This window comes from Mesorhizobium sp. P2_A8 (assembly GCF_056404935.1).
The window spans coordinates 1272551-1292278 of sequence record NZ_JBFUDB010000001.1 but is presented as its reverse complement, the minus strand read 5'-3'; the positions used below and the strand labels follow the sequence as shown (position 1 = coordinate 1292278).

The following is a 19728-nucleotide window of genomic DNA, read 5'->3' as shown; positions in this document are numbered from 1 at the left end:
GATGCGCTTTCGCCAAACCCGCGGGCTACTTGAGCCGACCGCCATCCTTTGGATGGTGGTCGGTTGGGTGGGTTTTGCTTTGCTGCCATGGTACGGCATCGAAGACGGGTTCTTCGGCTTGTCATGGTTGCTCCACGGCTACCCGTTCGACAGCAAATTCGCACCAGCGCTGGTTCTGGTCCTCAAGGGCGAGAAAATGTGGCTGGCGCCGCTCGGTTTCCTGCTGGCAGCGCCGCTGCTTCTGTGGGGCCGCAACAAATCCGATCCGTTTTTCGGCCGGGTGCTGATCATTATCGGCGCTGCCGGTTTTAGCTGGCTTTTGTTCCAAGGCTTCGCCATCGGGTTGCGCGGCTGGCAGTTCAGCTGGTTGACCAGCCTGTTCGGGGATCTTGGCGACCGCCAGTTCGGCATGGGTTACGGCGCTCTGCTGGTCAGCGGCGCCTTTCTGTTCCTGCTCACCCTTGGCCTTGCAGCGCGCGGTGCCGTCGGCGGTGACGTATTCGTCGTCAGTTCGATCGGGTTTGTCGTCGCGGTGGTTTCCATCTTCATCTTCATGCCGCTCCTGATGATGCTGGCCAACGCCATGCAGACCGACGACGGTGGCTATTCGCTTGTCGCGTTCCTGGCCAAACTGTTCAGTTCGCGTCTGTGGAGCCTGTCTTGTCTCGCCGGCGGCAGCCGCTGCGGCGTGGCCTGGAACTCGCTGCTGCTCGCCGTACTCGTCGGGCTACTAACCATGTTTCTGGGGCTGGTGTTCGCACTCGTTGTGACACGCACGGGTTTCCGCTACGGCAAGCTGCTGCGTGCGCTGACCGTGTTGCCGATCATCACGCCGGCCTTCGTCATCGGCCTTGCCATCATCCTGTTGTTCGGACTGTCGGGCACGGTGACCCAGAGCGTCGCCGGTGTCTTCGGCATCCAGCCAACACGCTGGGTATATGGCCTTCCCGGCCTGCTCATCGCCCAGGTTCTCGCCTTCACCCCGATCGCCTTCCTGGTCCTGATCGGCGTTGTCGAAGGCGTCAGCCCGTCGATGGAAGAGGCCTCACAGACACTCCGCGCCGGCCGCTGGCAGACCTTTTGGACCGTATCCTTGCCGCTCATGCGGCCAGGCCTCGCCAATGCCTTTCTGCTCGGCTTCATCGAAAGCATGGCAGACTTCGGCAACCCGCTGGTGCTGAGCGGCAATTACGACGTCCTGTCGACGGAAATCTTCTTCGCCATTGTCGGCGCGCAGAACGATGCGGCACTTGCGGCGATCCTGGCGCTGGTGCTGCTAGGCTTCACGCTTGGCGCCTTTTATGCACAGCGCTTCTGGATCGGCCGGCGTTCCTATACCACCGTCACCGGCAAGGGCGACGCAGGCGTCCATCCGCGCCTGCCGGACGGGCTGACACGCGCGCTCTATGTGATCGCCGGGCTGTGGACGGCGTTCACCGTGCTGGTCTACGCGGTCATCTTCTACGGCAGTTTTGTCCGGTTGTGGGGGGTCGATCAGAGCCTGACCCTACAGCACTACAAGAAGGCGTTCTCCGTCGGCTGGAATGAATTCGGCATCCATTGGTCGGGGTCGGCGTGGAGTTCGTTCTGGACGACGATGGAGATCGCACTGATATCGGCGCCTCTGACAGCCGGCATAGGGCTTCTGGCCGCCTATCTTCTCGTCCGCCAGAACTTCCGTGGCAAGAATGCCTTCGAATTCGCGACCATGCTGTCTTTCGCGATTCCAGGAACCGTCATTGGCGTCAGCTACATCATAGCCTTCAACGTACCGCCGATCGAACTGACTGGAACCGGCATCATCCTCGTGCTGTCGTTCATCTTCCGCAACATGCCAGTCGGCGTACGCGCTGGTGTCGCCTCGATGTCGCAGATCGATCGCAGCCTGGATGAATCCTCGCTGACACTTGGCGCCAACTCCTGGCAGACCTTCAGACGCGTTATTCTGCCATTGCTGAGATCGGCAATGCTGGCGGCACTCGTCTATTCCTTCGTGCGCGCCATGACCGCGATCAGCGCCGTCATCTTCCTGGTCAGTGCGCGCTACGATCTTTCGACCAGCTACATCGTCGGACGTGTCGAGAACAATGAATACGGCATCGCCATCGCCTATTCGACGGTACTGATCGTCGTCATGCTGGTGGTCATCGGCCTGATGCAACTGGTCGTCGGCAGCCGCAATATCGGCCGGCGCGGTATCCAGAAGGGCGACGGCGGCTGGAGCGTGCGCACCAATGTCAGCCTGCCGGCAACGCCAGGCGGCCAGACGACAATAGCGGGAGCCGGGTGATGGCCGAAATTCGCGGCAACGCTGCCTCTGTGACCTTCGAGCATGTCACCAAGACTTATCCCGGCGCCAGCACGCCGGCGGTCAACGACATTTCACTTGCGATCGAGGCCGGGAAGCTGGTGACGCTTCTCGGACCCTCCGGCTGTGGCAAGACGACCACGCTGCGTATGATCGCCGGCCTGGAGATGCCATCCAGCGGCCGTATCCTGATCGGCGGCGACGATGTGACTCGGCTGCCGGCCACCGACCGCGACGTGTCCATGGTGTTCCAGTCCTATGCACTGTTCCCGCATATGACGGTGATGGAAAATGTCTCGTACGGCCTGCACTTCTCCGGCCATGACAAGAAGGAGGTCGCGTCCCGTGCCCGCGCCGGGCTGGAACTGGTCGGCTTGACCGGTTTCGAGGCGCGCCTGCCCAGCGAACTGTCGGGTGGTCAGCAGCAGCGCGTGGCAGTGGCGCGCGCTCTGGTGCTCGAACCGCAAGTGTTGCTGTTCGACGAACCGCTTTCCAACCTCGACGCAAAGCTGCGCCGGCATGTGCGCGAGGAAATCAGGGAGATCCAGACCAAGCTCGGGCTGACCGTGGTCTATGTCACGCACGACCAGGAAGAGGCGCTGGCGGTTTCAGACCGCATCATCGTCATGAACAAGGCGGTGGTGGCGCAGGACGGTACGCCGCGCGAACTCTACGATGCGCCTGCCAACGCTTTCGTTGCCGACTTCATCGGCGAAGCCAACATCCTGGATTGCGAGGTGGTTTCGGTGCAAGGGGACGAAGCGGCCGTCCGGGTCGGTTCGCTTGCCTTGAAACTGCCTGCGCGTGGCCACCAGGCCGGCCCGGCGAAGCTAGCCGTCCGCCCGAGCCGCATCGAGATCGGCGCTGCCGGCACGCCGCAGACGATCGCAGGCACGCTCGCAAAGGTCACCTATGCCGGCAGCCATCTCGAATTGGTCGTTGCCACGGGGCTTGGCGACGTGTTCGTGTTGTCGCGCAACGTCGATGGGCCGTTTCAGGCGGGCGACAATGTCGGCATCGRCTTTCCGGAGCGCGGACCGGTTCTGATCAAAGCTTGAAGGGTTCGATGCAAAGGTCGCGAATCTGGGCGAACACACCGTTGCCGGCGCAGATCACCAGCGTACCCTTCTCCAGAACGGTTCTCGGGTCCGGCTTCACGATCGTGCCGCCGGCTTCTTCCACCAAGAGCATGCCGGCCAGGCAATCCCAGGCGTTCATGTGCTCTTCGACATAGCCGAGCAACCTGCCGGCAGCGACATAGGCGAGCATCAGCGCACCCGAAGCGTTGCGGAAAAACACGCCGCCTTCGGCAATAAGGGAGCGGATGAGCATAACGATATTTTGCATCTCGGCGCGGTTGGAGACGCCGGTGCCGACGGACCCTTCGGTCAGGCTGGTGACGACACTTGCCCTGATTGGCTTGCCGTTGAGAAACGCACCACTGCCCTTGCGGCAATGGAAGGTCTCGCCGGTAGAGGGCTCGTGGATGACGCCGACGACGGTATCACCATCTTTGGCGCAGGCGATGACCACGCACCAGGCTGGAATGCCACGCACGAAATTCGCCGTGCCGTCGATCGGATCGATCACCCAGACATGCCCGGTCGACCCGATGACCGAGGCATGTTCCTCGCCGACAATGCCATCGTCCGGATAGGCAGCTTTCATCGCCGCGCGGATGAACAGCTCGACCTCACGGTCGGCCTGCGAAACCATGTCCTGATGGCCCTTGCTCTCGATGGTAAGGCTGTCGAGATCGCGAAAATATTTCAGGCCGATCTCGCCGGCGCGCTGCGCGAGATCGATGGCGAAATGTTCACGCACTCTGGTTTCGGGCGGCATGCAGTCCTTGGCATAGATAAAGGCTAAAGATGGTCCAGGAAGAGAAGCTTAGCGGTCAAAACGAGGGTCTGCAAATGACTCGTGGGCCTGTTTGCCGGGCCACCTGTCAGGCGCCTCCCTCTCTCACTGCTGCTCGTATTTTTGGCCGCCGATTGTCGTCCGGGCTACAAGCGTCTTCCTGTCCCGTCGAACCAGTGAAGTTTCTCGGCCTTGGCCACGACGCGCAACTGGTCGCCGGGCTTGGCTGTTGCACGGCCGGCAACACGCACGACGATGCGGTTGCCGCCTGCCGCACAGTGAAGGAAGCTTTCGGCTCCCACCCGTTCCACCGCCTCGACCATGGCCGGCAGGATGAGCGCGCCGGACGGTGCCTCGGCACCGAAGGTGACGTCGGCATCCTCGGGGCGGAAGCCGAGCGTGACGGCGTTCGCAGGCGCAAAGTCAATCGTCTTGCCATCAGTCAGTGCCGGGCCAGCCGGCCCTTGCGAAAGGGGCAGAAGATTCATCGGCGGCGCGCCAATGAAGGAGGCGACGAAGGTCGAGGCCGGCTTCTCGTAAATGTCGAGTGGCGCGCCCGTCTGCTCGACCAATCCGCCATTCATGACGACGAGGATATCGGCCAAGGTCATCGCCTCCAGTTGGTCGTGGGTGACATAGACCGAGGTGACACCGAGCGAGCGCTGCAAATTCTTGATTTCGACCCGCATCTGGCCGCGCAATTTGGCATCGAGGTTGGAGAGCGGCTCGTCGAACAGGAAGACTTTCGGATTGCGCACGATGGCGCGGCCCATGGCGACACGCTGGCGCTGACCGCCGGAAAGCTCGCGCGGGCGCCGGTCAAGCAGCGCGGAAAGCTCCAGCACCCTGGCAGTCGAGCGAACCCTGCTGTCGATCTCGTCCTTGGGCGTACCGCGATTGCGCAGCCCGTAGGCCATGTTGTCGTAGACCTTCATATGCGGATAGAGCGCATAGTTCTGGAACACCATAGCGATGTCGCGCTCGGTCGGGCCGATCGTGTTGACGATCTTGCCGTCGATAGCGACAGTGCCGGAAGAAATGGTCTCCAACCCGGCGATCATCCTCAAAAGCGTGGACTTGCCGCAGCCGGATGGCCCAACCAGCACGCAGAGCTCCTTGTCGGGAATGCCGATGGAGACGCCCTTCACGGCCTCGACGCCGCCGGGATAGACCTTCTTCACATCCTTCAGATCAACGGTCGCCATCGGCTTCTCACTTTTCGGAATCGACCAGTCCGCGCACGAACCAGCGCTGCATCAGCACCACGACCAGGATCGGTGGCACGATGGCCAGCATCGCGGTGACCATGACCAGATGCCACTGGGTGTCGGCATCGGCGAAGGACACCATCTTCCTCAGCGCGATGACGATGGTGTTCATGTCGTTGCTGTTGGTGACGAGCAGCGGCCACAGATATTGCGTCCAGCCATAGATGAAGAGGATGACGAACAGCGCCGCGATGTTGGTGCGCGACAGCGGCAACAGGATATCGAAGAAGAACCGCCATGGCCCGGCGCCGTCGACACGCGCCGCCTCGACCAGTTCGCCCGGAATGGTCATGAAGAACTGACGGAACAACAGCGTTGCGGTGGCCGAGGCGATCAGCGGGATGATCAGGCCGGCATAGGTGTCGATCATACCGAGATCGACCATCACCTTGTAGGTCGGCAGGATGCGCACCTCAACGGGAAGCATCAGGGTGATGAAGATCAGCCAGAAGAAGACCATCCGCAGCGGAAAACGGAAGAACACAATCGCATAGGCCGACAGGATCGAGATGAAAATCTTCCCCACCGCGATGCCGAGCGCCATGATCGTGGTGTTGAGCAGCAATCGACCGACGCTGACGCCGCCGATGCGGCCGACACCGCCGAACAGTGCCTCGCTGTAATTGTTCCAGAACTGGTCGCCGGGCAAGAGCGGCAATGGCGGCTTGAGGATGGTTTGCAGCGTCTGCGTGGAGGCGACGAAGGTGTAGTAGATCGGGAAAGCGACGATCAGTATGCCGAGGATGAGCACCGCGTGGGCGATGACGGTGCGGAGCGGGGACTGGCCGATCATCGCTCGCCCTCAGCCATAGTGGACTTTGCGTTCCACATAGCGGAACTGGATGGCCGTGAGCGAGATGACGATGACCATCAGGATGACCGACTGCGCCGCCGAATCGCCCAGGATCAGATTGACGAAACCGTCATTGTAGACCTTGTAGACCAGCGTCTCGGTCGTCTTTCCCGGCCCGCCGCCGGTGACTGCATGGACGATGCCGAAGGTGTCGAACAGGGCATAGACGGTGTTTACGACCAGCAGGAAAAAGGTCGTCGGCGCAAGCAGCGGGAAGACGATGGTCCAGAAGCGCTTGGTCTCCCCGGCACCGTCCATGGCCGCCGCCTCGATCAGCGTCTTCGGCACCGCTTGCAGTCCGGCGACGAAGAACAGGAAATTGTAGCTGATCTGCTTCCAGGCAGCTGCAGACACCAGCAGGATCATGGCGTGGTTGCCGTTGAGCAACGGGTCCCAGTCGATACCAAGGCCTCTCAAGGCGTAGGCCAGCGAACCGATCGATGGGTTGAACAGGAACAGCCACAACATGCCGGCAATCGCCGGCGCCACCGCATACGGCCAGATCATCAGCGTGCGATAGAGTCCTTTGCCCCGCACCACCTTCTCGGCCATGACGGCAAGCAGCAGTGCCACCCCCATGGCGACGATCGCGGTCGCCAGCGAAAACACCACCGTGACCTTGATCGAATTGAGGTAGGCCGGGTCGGCCAGCACCTTTCGGAAATTGGCAAGCCCGACGAACTTGCTCTTCAGTCCGAACGGGTCTTCTCTGAGCATCGATTGGTAGAGCGCCTGACCGGTCGGCCAGTAGAAAAAGATCAGCGTAATGGCGAGTTGCGGCGCCACCAGCAGGTAAGGCAGGGTCTTGTTGGGAAAGGCGACGCGTGGAGACAGGGTGATTTCCCTCGCTATTCAGGAAATCGTCCACGCGAGTCTGCGTGGACGAGATTTAACTGAGACAAATCGCTTCAGTTCCCGATCGCTTCCTGGATCGCCTTGTTGCCGCGTGCCACCGCGTTGTCGAGCGCCTGCTGGGCGGTCTGCTGACCGGCCAGCATCTTCTCGAACTCCTCGTTCTCGATGTCGCGCACCTGCGGCAGGTTGACAAGGCGCACGCCCTTCGAATTCTCAGTCGGCGCCTTGCCCAGCATCTGCAGGATCGGCGTCTCACGACCCGGGTTCTTGTCATAGAAGCCGGACTTCTTGGTGGCCTCATAGGCAGCGAGCGTCACCGGCAGATAACCCGACTTCTGATGCAGATATTCCTGCACTTCGGTCTTGGACAGGTAGGCGAAGAATGTTGCAACGCCCTTGTATTCCTCGTCCGATTTGTTGCCGAACACCCACAGGCTGGCGCCTCCCGGTGTGGTGTTCTGGGGTGCGCCCTTGGCGTCGCTATCATAGGGAAGCTGGCCGATGCCATAGTTCATGCCTGACTTGGCAATGTCACCAAGGCCACCCGACGATTCGGTGAAGATGCCGCATTCGCCGGCAAGAAAGATCTGCTTGGCTTCGGAGGTGCGGCCGCCATATTTGAAAGTGCCGTCCTTGGCCAGGTCGGCGATCGCTTGGAAATGGTTGACGAAGATCGGCGCATTGATCTTGAGCTCGACGTCGGTGCCGGCAAGCCCGTTCTGGTTGGTGCCATAGGAAACGTCGTTCCAAGCAGCGAAGGCCTCAAGGTGGATCCAGGTCAACCAGGTTGAGGTATAGCCGCAGGAGGCTGCGCCGCTCGCCTTGATCTTCTTGGCGTCTTCCCACACCTCGTTCCACGTCTTCGGCGGGTTGTTCACATCAAGCCCCGCCTTCTGGAAGATGTCCTTATTGTAGTAGAGGATCGGCGAGGAGGAGTTATACGGGAAGGACAGCATGGTGCCGTCCGGCTTCGAATAATAGCCGACGATGCCGGGCAAATACTGGCTCTTGTCGAAGGTCATGCCGGCGCTGGTCAGCACTTCGGCCACCGGCTTGATCGCGCCTTCGGCGGCCATCATGACGCCAGTACCCACATCGAACACCTGGATGATGTCGGGCGCTTGACCCGCACGGAAGGCAGCAATGCCGGCATTTAGCGTCTCGGGATAAGTACCCTTGAATACAGGAAGGATTTCATAGTCGCTCTGGCTGGCATTGAAATCCTTGGCGATCTTGTCGACCACCTCGGCATTGGCACCGGTCATGGCATGCCACCAACTGATCTGGGTGACGGCGAAAGCGGAGGTGCTGGAAAGCATGGTCAAGGTGGCGGCAACACCGGCCGCGAAGCCGAACAACTTCATGTTTCATCTCCCGTTTGTCATTGGCGAAAGGGGCACTCCCGCAAAGGCAATATGTGTCGGCCATGACAATCGGACAACGGTTTTATTGCTGTTTCGTGAACTTCAAATCCGGCTAAACTAGCGTTCCCTCGAGCCGGAAAGACCACGGAGAGAAAATACCAAGCCGGCTCAGCGATCAAATGAGCATGGTAGAGCTGTCGACGACCGCCGACCGCTTTGCGCTCAGCCTGATGGGCCCAGTGCCGCCTCGACCAGCCGCTTGGCGTCTGGCATAGCGTGACGAGCCAGAGCTTCTAAGATCCATGAATCCCGATCTCTGAAGCAGATCCGGCCCATTGAAACCGCGTCAATCCGGACGACGGCCTGATCTCCCGCAGCCGCCCTACCCTGGAAAGCACGCTAGGGTTGCAGGGTGCTTAATCGATCCTTCAACGGCCAAGCGCTAATCAATCACAATCATATTATCATATTGCCTTCTTCATTTCCGATAGATCAGGTTAGAGAAGATGCTGACGGTCTACAATTGTATCGTCAACGAACACGATCTGAGACTGGTCGCGCTCGCCGCGTTGATCTCGGGATATCGTCCTTTTCTGCCGTCAACCTGCTTCACCACGTCGGCAGATCGACAAATCGAAACCGGCTTGCCTGGTTGATGATTGCGGCGGCGTCGACCGGCTTTGGTATCTGGGCAACGCATTTCATCGCCATGCTTGCGTTCACGCCGGGAATACCCAACGCATACAACCCGGAACTCTCCGCGCTCTCGCTTGCCGCCGCCGTCGTCCTGACCGCCGGCGGCATGTGGGTCGCCACATTGCGCAACGGGCTCGACCATTATCTCGTCGGCGGCGCCATTCTTGGCGGTGGCATCGCCACCATGCACTACATCGGCATGGCGGCATTCGAGGTGCAGGGCCGGATTGAATGGAACCCTCTGCTGGTGGCGATCTCCTTGCTGGCGGGGGTATCGCTTGCCGCCCTGGCACTCGTTGTTGTCCTGCGTCGCCCATCGCTGTCTGCGACACTGGGCGGCGCGGTGCTGTTGACGCTGGCGATCTGCACCTTGCATTTCATCGCGATGGGCGCGGTGTCCATCGTCCCGGATTCCTCGATCGAGATATCGCCATACACGATCGAGCCCACTTCGCAGGCCTTTGCCGTAGCGGCCGCCAGCCTGGTGATCCTCATTCTCTCGGGCACGGCACTTTGGATCGATCTGCGCTTCCGCCGCCAGAAGCTCGAGGCCGACCGCATGCACGGTCTGGCCAACGCCGCCGTGGAGGGTCTGATCGTCTGCGACGGCAACCGCATCATCAGCGCCAATGACAGCATGGCGAAGCTGACGGGCATGGCAACCGTGACGCTGAACGAGATGCAGCTTGACGACCTCTTCGGGTCCGATATGTCTGGCTTCGGCGAGCAGCCGCATGAGGCCGAATTGCGCGGCCACGACGGCACGGGCATTCCCGTCGAGCTGATCGCCAGGACCATTGACTACTGTGGCAAACCTCACAACGTGATTGCAGTCCGCGACATTCGCGAGCGCAAGAAGGCGGAACAGGAGATCCTGCGCCTTGCCCATTTCGATCCATTGACCGGACTTGCCAATCGCCGCAGCTTTTCCAGCCGGCTCGAAATGGAAATCGTAACGATGGGCCGGGTCAGGAAAAGCGGCCATTTGGCGCTTCTGCTGCTCGATCTCGACCGGTTCAAGGAGGTCAACGACCTGTACGGGCACGGCGCTGGCGACGCCATGCTGCAGAAGGTTGCGCATTGCGTCACCGGCATTCTTCGTCAAGGACAGATGGTTGCGCGGCTGGGCGGCGACGAATTCGCCATCATCGCCCCAAACCTGACCGACCCGTTGGAGGCCGGCCGCATCGCCAACGCCGTGCTGAACGCGATGCGCGAGGAAAACAGGCTGTCAGTCGGCGGCGGCCTCGTGTCAGCCAGTATCGGCATCGCGCTTTATCCATCGGATGCCGAAAACCAGGCCAGCCTGATAACCCACGCCGATACCGCACTCTACCGGGCCAAGACCGAAGGCAAGGACACATACCGGTATTTCGAGGCCTCGATGGGGGCCGAGGCCCGCGACAAACGCGTGATGGAGCACGAACTGCGCCAGGCCGTCGCGCGCAAGGAGTTTTATCTCGTCTACCAGCCGCAGAAGGAGATCAGCAGCGGAAAGATGGTCGGCTTCGAAGCCCTGATCCGCTGGCGGCATCCAACGCGCGGCGACGTGCCCCCGACGATATTCATTCCGGTGGCCGAAGACAGCGGAGCCATCGGCCAGATTGGCGAATGGGTGCTGACGGCGGCCTGCGAGGAAGCCGCCCGCTGGGAAAATCCACTGACGGTGGCCGTCAACGTCTCGGCGGTGCAGCTTCACAATCCGAATTTCAGCCGCAAGGTCCACGAGACACTGCTGAATTCCGGTCTTGCGCCGGGCAGGCTGGAGCTGGAGATCACCGAGACCGCACTGGTGAAGGATATGCCGCGCGCGCTGGCGACCTTGCGGCAGGTCAAGGCGCTGGGCGTGCGCGTGGCCATGGACGATTTCGGAACCGGCTATTCCTCGCTCTCCAACCTTCGTGCCTTTCCCTTCGACAAGATCAAGATCGATGGCTCCTTCATAAAATCCGTCGACAAGAACGGTCAGGTCGCGGCAATCGTGCGCGCCGTTCTGGGGCTTGGTCGCGGCCTCGGCCTGCCGGTTCTGGCGGAGGGTGTCGAGACGCTCGGCGAACTGAAATTCCTCGACGCCGAAGCCTGCGAGATCGGCCAGGGCTACTATATCGGCAGGCCCGGCCTCATCGAGGAATTCGGCGACCTGACCGGTGTCGTCGCACCCCGGGTCGGCAATGACGCCGCTGGCGAGCGCGACAGAAGCGTCCTGGCCTTCGCACCCGCGCCTGCACTCGGTCTGAACAGGGCCTAAAGCGGTTCAGTGTTTGAAGCGCACCACCCGTTTAGACGCGATGCGCTTCAGAGGCTTTCGGGCTTGAGCGCCGTCTCGACCAGCCGGTTGGCGTCCGGCCCCGACCATTCGGCCGGGCCATTCATATGGGCGATCAGGCAGCCCTCGCCATCGATCAGCATGGTGACGGGAAGACCAAGCGCCAGGCCGCGCGTCTTGAGGTCGTTGAACAGCGCCATCGTCGAATCCCGGTAGTAGCCGAGCGTCTCGACGCCGGTCTCGCTGAGGAACTTCTTCGGCTTCACATCGTCGCCGGCATCGACATTGACGGCGATCACCTGAAAGGCATCGCTGCCCTTTTCCTTCTGCAGCGTATCGAGCGCCGGCATTTCGGCACGGCATGGCGCGCACCACGTCGCCCACAGATTGAGCAGCACCGTCTTGCCGGCATGACCGGCGAGCGTCATCGGCTTGCCGTCCGGACCGTTGAAGGCGAGCGCCTTCAACGATTGCGGCGGATCGGCTGGCAACAGCGCGGCAACCTCGCCAGTCGCCGAGGCCGCGATCTTCTTGGCGCGGTCGCTCTTGGCGGCACAGGCGACATCGTCCTTGCTGTCGCCGATGGCCACTTGTGCCGGTGCGTTGTTGCCAGACCGGCTCTCGCTGACATATACCGCGACCGCGCCGGCCAGCACGCCCGCCACCAAAGCGGTGAGGATCAGGCGCGGGGCCGGGAAGAATCTATTACCGTCTGCCATTTTCTCAAAACTGCTCCGAAGCACGGGTTATAGCGATGAGCGACAAGAAGACCAGCAACCAGATGTGGGGCGGACGTTTTGCCTCGGGTCCGGCCGCGATCATGGAAGCGATCAACGCGTCGATCTCGTTCGACCGCAAACTCTATGCGCAGGACATCCGAGGCTCGATCGCCCATAGCGAGATGCTGGCGCAAACGGGCATTATTTCGGCGGCCGATCAAGAAAAGATCGCTCACGGGCTGAACACGATTCTGAAAGAGATCGAAGCCGGCACGTTCGAGTTCTCGACCCGGCTGGAAGACATCCACATGAATATCGAGGCTCGCCTCGCCGACCTGATCGGCCCTGCAGCGGGCCGGCTGCACACCGCCCGCTCGCGCAACGACCAGGTCGCGGTCGACCTGAGGCTGTGGGTCAAGGACGAGTGTTTTCGCGTCGCCGAGGCGTTGAAAGGGCTGATCGCGGCGCTGCTGGCGCGGGCCGAGGAGCATGCGGCGACGGTGATGCCCGGCTTTACCCATATGCAGGCGGCGCAACCGGTGACCTTCGGCCATCACTGCATGGCCTATGTCGAGATGTTTTCGCGCGACCTCTCGCGCGTCCGCGACGCGATCGAACGGATGGACGAAAGCCCGCTCGGTGCCGCGGCACTTGCCGGCACCAGCTTCCCGATCGACCGCCACCAGACGGCCAAGGCGCTCGGCTTCCGCGAGCCAATGCGCAACTCGCTGGACAGCGTTTCGGACCGGGATTTCGCGCTGGAGTTCCTCGCTCTTGCCGCGATCTGCGCCACGCATTTGTCGCGGCTCGCCGAGGAGATCATCATCTGGTCGACGCCGCAATTCGGCTTCGTCAGACTGTCGGACAGCTTTTCCACTGGCTCGTCGATCATGCCGCAGAAGAAGAACCCCGATGCCGCAGAACTGGTGCGCGGCAAGACCGGCCGCGTCACCGGCCATCTGGTCGGCCTGCTGACGGTGATGAAGGGCATGCCGCTGACCTATGGCAAGGACATGCAGGAAGACAAGGAATCGGTGTTCGATGCCGCCGAGACGCTTGACCTGATGCTGGCGGCGATGACCGGCATGGTCTCGGACATGACGATCAACGCTGCGGCGATGAAGAAGGCCGCCGGCTCCGGCCACGCGACCGCCACCGACCTTGCCGACTGGCTGGTGCGCACGCTCGGACTGCCGTTCCGCGAGGCACATCACGTCACTGGCCGGGCGGTGGCGCTGGCCGAAGAGAAGAAGGTGGGGCTGGAGAGGCTTTCGCTGGAAGACCTGCAGTCGATCCATCCCGGCATCACAGGGGATATATTTTCGGTGCTGGCGGTGCAGAACTCGGTCAAGAGCCGCACCAGTTTCGGCGGCACCGCGCCGTCGGAAGTCAGGAAGCAGATTCGCGGCTGGAAAAAGCGCATCGCAAAGGCGTGAACCCGGGGTGCAATACGCTGAGAACTCGGCTAAAAGCGGCGGCTGGAAAAAGTTTCGGACGGATGGATCGATGACCGGAAGCAGGATTTTGGTGACGCTGACGCTGCTGGTGGCGATTGCGGCCGTCTCGGCTTGCGGCAGGAGGGGCGGTCTCGACACGCCCTATGAGGCAGCCGTCCAGGCGCGCAAGGATGCCTCGAAGGCGCACCAGCCTGTGCCGCCGGAGCCGGAAAAACCGGTTCAGGACAAGAAGTTCTTCCTCGACCCACTGATCTAGCGCCGATGAGACCGCGGGGAGTCTTTCCAAACCCGGTCCCATCGTGCTCCAACTTTCCGGAACCACTCTCGTGAACCATTTCGACTACCGCGACGGCGTGCTGCATGCCGAGGACGTCGCGATCCCTGATATCGCGGCACAGGTCGGCACGCCGTTCTACTGCTATTCAACGGCCACCCTGACCAGGCACTACCGGGTGTTTGCCCAGGCCTTCGCCGGGCTCGACGCGCTGGTCTGCTACGCCATGAAGGCCAATTCCAACCAGGCAGTGCTGCGGACGCTGGCCAGGCTCGGTGCCGGTGCCGACGTGGTGTCGGAAGGCGAATTGCGCCGGGCGCTGGCCGCCGGCATCCCGGCAAGCAAGATCCTGTTTTCGGGTGTCGGCAAGACCGCGCGCGAAATGGACTTCGCCCTCGCCGCCGGCATCCTTTGCTTCAATGTCGAATCCGAACCTGAACTGGAGCTGCTGTCGGCGCGTGCCGCGGCACTTGGCAAGGTGGCGCCGATCTCGCTGCGCATCAATCCCGATGTCGACGCCAAGACCCACAAGAAGATCTCCACCGGCAAGGCCGAGAACAAGTTCGGCATCCCGTGGCAGCGGGCGCGCCAGGTCTATGCCCGGGCCGCAAAGCTTCCGGGTCTGAAGGTCACCGGCATCGACACCCATATCGGCAGCCAGATCACCGAGCTGCAGCCCTTTGACGACGCCTTCGCCCTGCTTGTCGATCTGGTCGGCGCATTGCGCGCCGATGGCCATGCCATCGAGCATGTCGATCTCGGCGGCGGCCTCGGCATCCCCTACCGCGTCGACAACAACCCACCACCCCTGCCCGATGCCTATGCCCACATCGTCAGGAAGCATGTCACCAAGCTTGGGCTCAAGGTGATGTTCGAGCCCGGCCGGCTGATCGTCGGCAATGCCGGCATCCTCGTCTCCGAAGTGATCTTCGTGAAAGAGGGCGACGCCAAGAATTTCCTTGTCGTGGACGCCGCCATGAACGATCTGATCCGGCCAACGCTCTACGATGCCTTCCACGACATTCGGGCGGTGGTGCAGCCGCCGGCCGACACGCCGCGCATGCTGGTCGACGTCGTCGGCCCGGTCTGCGAAACCGGTGACTATATCGGCCTCGACCGTGACCTGCCCAGGCTGAAGGCCGGCGACCTGATCGCCGTTTCTACCGCCGGCGCCTATGGCGCTGTGCAGGCCGGGACCTACAACACCCGCCTGCTGGTGCCCGAGGTGCTGGTCGACGGTGACCGGTTCCACATCGTGCGTCCGCGCCTGACCTATGACGATCTGATCGGGCTGGATTCGGTACCCGACTGGCTCGCATAGACGCCTGCCCGGGCCACAACGCCCGGACAGCGACCCTACAGCCTGTTCTGGATGAGCGCCCTGGTGTCGGCGATCCTGTCCTCGTCGCGGCGGTAGAACGTCCACTGCTTGATGCGCTTGGCACGCAGCAGGCCGGCCTGGGTGAGCACGCGCATGTGCTCGCTGAGCGTCGCCTGTGTGATGCCGAGCTTCTCGGCGATCAGCAGCGCGCAAACGCCATCCTCGACCAGATCGCCGTCGGCCTGACGTGGGAAATGCGCGCGCGGATCCTTCAGCCAGTCGAGGATTTGCAACCTGCGTTCGCTGGCGATCGCCTTAAAGACATCAACCTCTTGCATTTAGCCATTTTGCCAAGTTACTAATTGCTGTCAATCCCGGGAGACGTCGATGACCAACGGCAACACGATCACACGCGAACGCATTGCCGCGATGGAACCGCGCATTCGGCCCTATGTGCGCCACACACCGGTGTTGGGCGTCGACATGGCCGATTTCGACCGGCCGCCGCTGGCGATCGACCTGAAGCTCGAATGCCTGCAGCATTCCGGCTCGTTCAAGGCGCGCGGCGCCTTCACCAATCTTTTGGAGAGAGCGGTTCCCAAGGCCGGCGTCGTCGCTGCATCGGGTGGCAATCACGGCGCCGCAGTCGCTTATGCCGCCATGCGGCTCGGTCACAAGGCGACCATCTTCGTTCCTGAAGTGAGCCCGCCCGCCAAGCTGGAGCGGATCCGTTCCTACGGCGCCGAACTGGTTGTCGGTGGCGCCCGCTATGCCGAGGCGCTGGCCGCCAGCGAACGTTTCGCCGAGGAAACCGGCGCCTTGCAGATCCATGCTTTCAACCAGGAGGAAACGCTGGTCGGCCAGGGCACGCTCGGGCTCGAGATAGAGCGCGACCTGCCGCAGATCGACACGCTGCTGGTCGCCGTCGGCGGCGGCGGCCTGATCGGCGGCGTCGCCGCCTGGTTCGCCGGCCGCATCCGCATCATCGCAGTCGAACCGGAGGGGGCACCGACGCTCTACCGCGCCTTCGAGGCCGGCCAACCCGTCGACGCGCCGGCCGAAGGGATCGCCGCCGATTCGCTGGCGCCAAAGCGCGTCGGTGAAATGATGTTCCCGATTGCCGAAGCCTTTGTCGAACGTTCGATCCTGGTCAGCGACGACGACATCATCGTTGCCCAAAAGGCGCTGTGGAACCGGGTCCGCATCATCTCCGAACCGGGTGGTGCCGCCGCTTTCGCGGCTGTGCTGTCCGGACGCTATGCGCCAGCACCGGGCGAACGCATCGCCGTGCTGGTCTGCGGCGCGAATGCAAACCCCGCGACGTTCTGACTGCAACCATCACACGGCCGGCTTCACGTTTTTTCAAACTGCCTCGCCTTTGCCGTGTTTGCTGGTATTCTTCGAGTCGTGAGGCTTGGGCTATCCTGCCCGCCCCATGGAAGGGCCGATGACGGAACGACCCACCTTCAGCAGCGATCGCGGCCTGGCCGGGCGCCTTGCCTTGAGCCGGCTGGCGACGCGGGTCTCGATGACGGTCGAACGCGGCTGGCCGTTGCTGCTTCCGCTCGTTATCGTCGCCAGCCTGTTCCTCAGCGTCTCCTGGCTCGGCATTTTCTCGCGGTTGCCGGACGTGGCGCGCATCGGCCTCGTCGCCGCATTCGGCGTGGCGGCGCTGGCGGCACTCTATCCGCTGCGTTTCTTCCGGATACCCGGCGCGGCCGAAGTCGACCGCCGGATCGAAGCGGCCAATGAGTTGTTGCACAGCCCGGTGCTGGTGCAGACCGACCGGCCAAGCGGCAGGGAAAGCAGCTTCTCGCAGGCGCTGTGGCGCGAGCACCAGAAGCGCATGGCCGGAAAGCTCGACAGCCTTGGCGCCGACCTGCCGCGCACACACGTGCCGGAGCGCGATCCCTGGGGGCTGCGCGCCGTGGCGGCACTTCTGCTCGTCACCGCGTTTGCCTTCTCCTTCGGGCCGTCGGGCGGCAGGATAGGCGACGGATTCAGCGCCCATGGCGCGCACGATATCGTGCCGCCGCGCATCGACGCCTGGGTGACACCGCCAGCCTACACCGGCAAGCCGCCGATCTTCCTGACGGCCGACGCCAACCAGACGACGCCGACCTTCACCGTTCCCGAAGGCAGCGACGTGTCGTTGCGCGTGACCGGCGGCTCAGGCGAGGAAACGCTTGCCTTTGCCGACAAGAATGGCAATTCCCGCGCCATCGATCCGGCCAGCCCGCAGGCCGCCGCCACGGCCAAGCCGGCGGCAAGCCCGGCGACGCCGTCCAAGGTGCGCCAGTTCACCGGCAAGCTGACCGGCGACGGCACGCTGACGCTGACGTCAGGCGAGAATTCGCTCGGCCGTTGGGCCTTTGCGGTCATGCCGGACAAGCCGCCGCAGATCCGCTTTGTCGGCGAGCCGAAGCGCGCCGCCAACGGCGCCTTCGAACTCAACTACCAGATCGATGACGACTATGGCGCCGCCAATGCCAAAGCGGTTTTCGCGCTCGCCGATCCACAGGCGCCCAATGCGCATCCGCTCTATGGTCCGCCTGAAATGCCGCTGTCGCTGCCGCGCCGCGGCGGCAAGTCGAACGCCGCCAGGACGTCGAAGGACCTGACCGAACATGTCTGGGCCGGCGACAGCATCACGCTGACGCTCGTCGCCACCGACGATGCCGGGCACACCGCGTCGAGCGAGACCAAGACGCTGCTGATGCCGCAGCGGCCATTCGCCAATCCGCTGGCGCGGGCGGTGATCGAGCAGCGCCGCCTGCTGGCGCTCGACGCCAACGCCAAGCCGCGCGTGCTCGACCTGATGGACGCGATCACGCTGCGGCCCGAGGACACGTTCGACAACATGTCTCACTACCTCGCCATCATGAGCGCCCGCAGCCGGCTGAAGATGGCTACCACCGACGACCAGTTGCGCAGCGAAGTGTCCTATCTCTGGGAGATCGCGCTCGGCATCGAGGAGGGCAATCTCTCGGCCGCGGAAAAGCGACTGCGCCAGGCGCAGCAGGCACTGCAGGACGCCATCAAGAACGGCGCCAGCGACGCGGAAATCGAAAAGGCGATGAAGGAACTGCGCGAGGCGATGAACCAGTTCCTGCAGGAATTCGCGGAACGCGCCAAGCAGAATCCCAACGCCCCGCAGATGCAGCAGAACGGCCAGGAACTGCGCCAGAGCGATATCGACCGCATGATGGACCAGATCGAGAACCTGGCGAAGTCGGGTGATCGTGACAAGGCGCAGCAATTGCTGTCGCAACTGCAGGACATGATGAACAATCTTCAGGCCGGCCGTCAGCAGCAAGGCGGCCAGCAGGACAGCGAGATGCGCCAGCAGATGGACAAGCTCGGCGAGATCCTGCGGCGCCAGCAGGAGATGATGAACGACACCTTCCGCATGGACCAGATGCAGCGCGGCGAGCGCCAGCGCGGACAGAACCGCGACGAGCAGCTCGGCCAGGACGGTGAGCAAGGTCAATCGGGCGAAAACGGCAAGTCCGGCGAGGATGGTCAGCCGAAGCCCATGACACCGCAGGAATTCGCCGATGCGCTGAAACAGCTGCAGCAGGGTCAGGGCCAGCTGAAAAACGACCTTGAGCAGCTGAAGAAGGGGCTCGAAGGCATGGGCATGGAGCCCAATGAGGGATTCGGCGAGGCCGGCAGGTCCATGGGCAATGCCGAACAGGCGCTCGGCGAAGGCGAAGGCGATCAGGCGGTCGGCCACCAGGGCCGGGCGCTGGAAGCGCTGCGCAAGGGCGCCAAGGACATGATGAAGCAGTTGCAGGCGATGCAGGGCGACCAGGGCGGCAGCGAGCAAGGCGGCCGCCAGCAGAACGCCGATCGTGATCCGCTCGGGCGGCCACGCGCCAGCCAGGGTCCCGACTTCGGCGATTCGGTGAAGGTGCCGGACGAGATCGACGTGCAGCGCGCCCGCCAGATTCTGGAAGCGATCCGCAAGCGGCTTGGCAATGCGCTCAGCCCCGACATCGAACGCAGCTATCTGGAACGGCTGCTGGAGCTGAAATAGGAATCGCCGCGCCGCGTCCAACCCCATCCGAACACCCCGAACGGTTACAACACCATGCCGACACTTGGCACTGTCACGCCCATCCTGCGCATCTTCGACATCGCCAAGGCACGTGAATTCTATGTCGGCTTCCTCGGCTTCGAGGTCCAATGGGAGCATCGCTTCGACGACAACGCGCCGCTTTACATGGCGGCCGGCCGCGACGGGTGTGTGCTGCATCTCAGCGAGCACCACGGCGATGGCGCGCCTGGCGTTGCCGTGCGCATCAAGGTCGAGGACATCGCAGCATTTCATCGCGAACTGATCGGCAAGAACTACCGCTTCGCCAGGCCCGGCCTGGAAGAGACGCCGTGGAAATCCCGCGAGGTATCGGTCGCCGATCCGTTCGGCAACCGGCTGCATTTCTACGAGGATGCCGGAGGCTGAGTCTTTGTCTTGTGCATGTCGT

Annotated in this window: 15 protein-coding genes and 1 pseudogene; 9 read left to right on the top strand and 7 right to left on the bottom strand. The window is 62.7% G+C overall.

Annotation, left to right across the window (positions count from 1 at the left end):
* Position 1 precedes the first annotated feature (1 nt).
* Positions 2-2290: an ABC transporter permease gene (locus AC1D10_RS06325; protein WP_477269685.1), complete on the top strand. Its 2289-nt coding sequence runs from the start codon at positions 2-4 to the stop codon at positions 2288-2290.
* Complete coding sequence (locus AC1D10_RS06320; RefSeq protein WP_477269683.1) at positions 2290-3366, top strand: ABC transporter ATP-binding protein; 1077 nt, start codon at positions 2290-2292, stop codon at positions 3364-3366. The genes AC1D10_RS06325 and AC1D10_RS06320 overlap by 1 nt, the downstream gene beginning before the upstream one ends.
* On the opposite strand, the gene AC1D10_RS06315 is transcribed toward AC1D10_RS06320, so the two are convergent.
* From AC1D10_RS06315 to ugpB, 5 genes are all read right to left on the bottom strand, one after another.
* The gene (locus tag AC1D10_RS06315; protein WP_477269681.1) at positions 3356-4132 is read right to left on the bottom strand and encodes an inositol monophosphatase family protein; all 777 of its coding nucleotides are present in this window, start codon (positions 4130-4132) and stop codon (positions 3356-3358) included. The genes AC1D10_RS06320 and AC1D10_RS06315 overlap by 11 nt on opposite strands.
* Positions 4133-4314: 182 nt before the next feature.
* Positions 4315-5373 (bottom strand): sn-glycerol-3-phosphate import ATP-binding protein UgpC, encoded by a 1059-nt coding sequence (locus AC1D10_RS06310; RefSeq protein WP_477269679.1) that lies wholly within the window; start codon positions 5371-5373, stop codon positions 4315-4317.
* Between the two features lie 7 nt (positions 5374-5380).
* Positions 5381-6229, bottom strand: a complete 849-nt coding sequence (ugpE, locus tag AC1D10_RS06305; protein ID WP_379103374.1) for a sn-glycerol-3-phosphate ABC transporter permease UgpE — start codon at positions 6227-6229, stop codon at positions 5381-5383.
* Positions 6230-6238: 9 nt separating this feature from the next.
* Positions 6239-7123, bottom strand: coding sequence for a sn-glycerol-3-phosphate ABC transporter permease UgpA (gene ugpA / locus AC1D10_RS06300; RefSeq protein WP_477269868.1), 885 nt, complete (start codon positions 7121-7123; stop codon positions 6239-6241).
* A 74-nt stretch (positions 7124-7197) separates the two neighbouring features.
* Positions 7198-8508, bottom strand: coding sequence for a sn-glycerol-3-phosphate ABC transporter substrate-binding protein UgpB (ugpB, locus tag AC1D10_RS06295; RefSeq protein WP_477269677.1), 1311 nt, complete (start codon positions 8506-8508; stop codon positions 7198-7200).
* A 506-nt stretch (positions 8509-9014) separates the two neighbouring features.
* Here ugpB and AC1D10_RS06290 point away from each other — a divergent pair.
* Positions 9015-11452: pseudogene (locus AC1D10_RS06290) on the top strand (putative bifunctional diguanylate cyclase/phosphodiesterase).
* A 47-nt stretch (positions 11453-11499) separates the two neighbouring features.
* Here AC1D10_RS06290 and tlpA read toward each other — a convergent pair.
* A complete protein-coding gene (gene tlpA, locus AC1D10_RS06285) occupies positions 11500-12189 on the bottom strand; it encodes a thiol:disulfide interchange protein TlpA (protein ID WP_477269675.1) in 690 nt (229 codons plus the stop codon).
* Between the two features lie 35 nt (positions 12190-12224).
* On the opposite strand from tlpA, the gene argH reads away from it, so the two are divergent.
* The 3 genes from argH to lysA all read left to right on the top strand — a co-directional run bounded on the left by argH (position 12225) and on the right by lysA (position 15241).
* Entirely contained in the window at positions 12225-13625 is a 1401-nt protein-coding gene (argH, locus tag AC1D10_RS06280) for an argininosuccinate lyase (protein WP_477269673.1), read from the top strand.
* A gap of 70 nt (positions 13626-13695) precedes the next feature.
* Positions 13696-13902 carry a hypothetical protein gene (locus AC1D10_RS06275; RefSeq protein ID WP_477269671.1) on the top strand — a complete coding sequence of 69 codons (207 nt, stop codon included), beginning with the start codon at positions 13696-13698 and terminating at the stop codon, positions 13900-13902.
* A 70-nt stretch (positions 13903-13972) separates the two neighbouring features.
* Complete coding sequence (gene lysA, locus AC1D10_RS06270; protein ID WP_477269669.1) at positions 13973-15241, top strand: diaminopimelate decarboxylase; 1269 nt, start codon at positions 13973-13975, stop codon at positions 15239-15241.
* A 35-nt stretch (positions 15242-15276) separates the two neighbouring features.
* Here lysA and AC1D10_RS06265 read toward each other — a convergent pair whose 3' ends face one another.
* Positions 15277-15579, bottom strand: a complete 303-nt coding sequence (locus AC1D10_RS06265) for an ArsR/SmtB family transcription factor (protein ID WP_379023866.1) — start codon at positions 15577-15579, stop codon at positions 15277-15279.
* 49 nt (positions 15580-15628) lie between these two features.
* Here AC1D10_RS06265 and AC1D10_RS06260 point away from each other — a divergent pair, with 49 nt between their 5' ends.
* The 3 genes from AC1D10_RS06260 to AC1D10_RS06250 all read left to right on the top strand — a co-directional run bounded on the left by AC1D10_RS06260 (position 15629) and on the right by AC1D10_RS06250 (position 19706).
* Positions 15629-16570, top strand: a complete 942-nt coding sequence (locus AC1D10_RS06260) for a threonine/serine dehydratase (RefSeq protein WP_477269666.1) — start codon at positions 15629-15631, stop codon at positions 16568-16570.
* Positions 16571-16688: 118 nt separating this feature from the next.
* Positions 16689-19280 (top strand): TIGR02302 family protein, encoded by a 2592-nt coding sequence (locus AC1D10_RS06255; protein ID WP_477269664.1) that lies wholly within the window; start codon positions 16689-16691, stop codon positions 19278-19280.
* Between the two features lie 54 nt (positions 19281-19334).
* Entirely contained in the window at positions 19335-19706 is a 372-nt protein-coding gene (locus AC1D10_RS06250; RefSeq protein ID WP_477269662.1) for a glyoxalase superfamily protein, read from the top strand.
* Positions 19707-19728 lie beyond the last annotated feature (22 nt).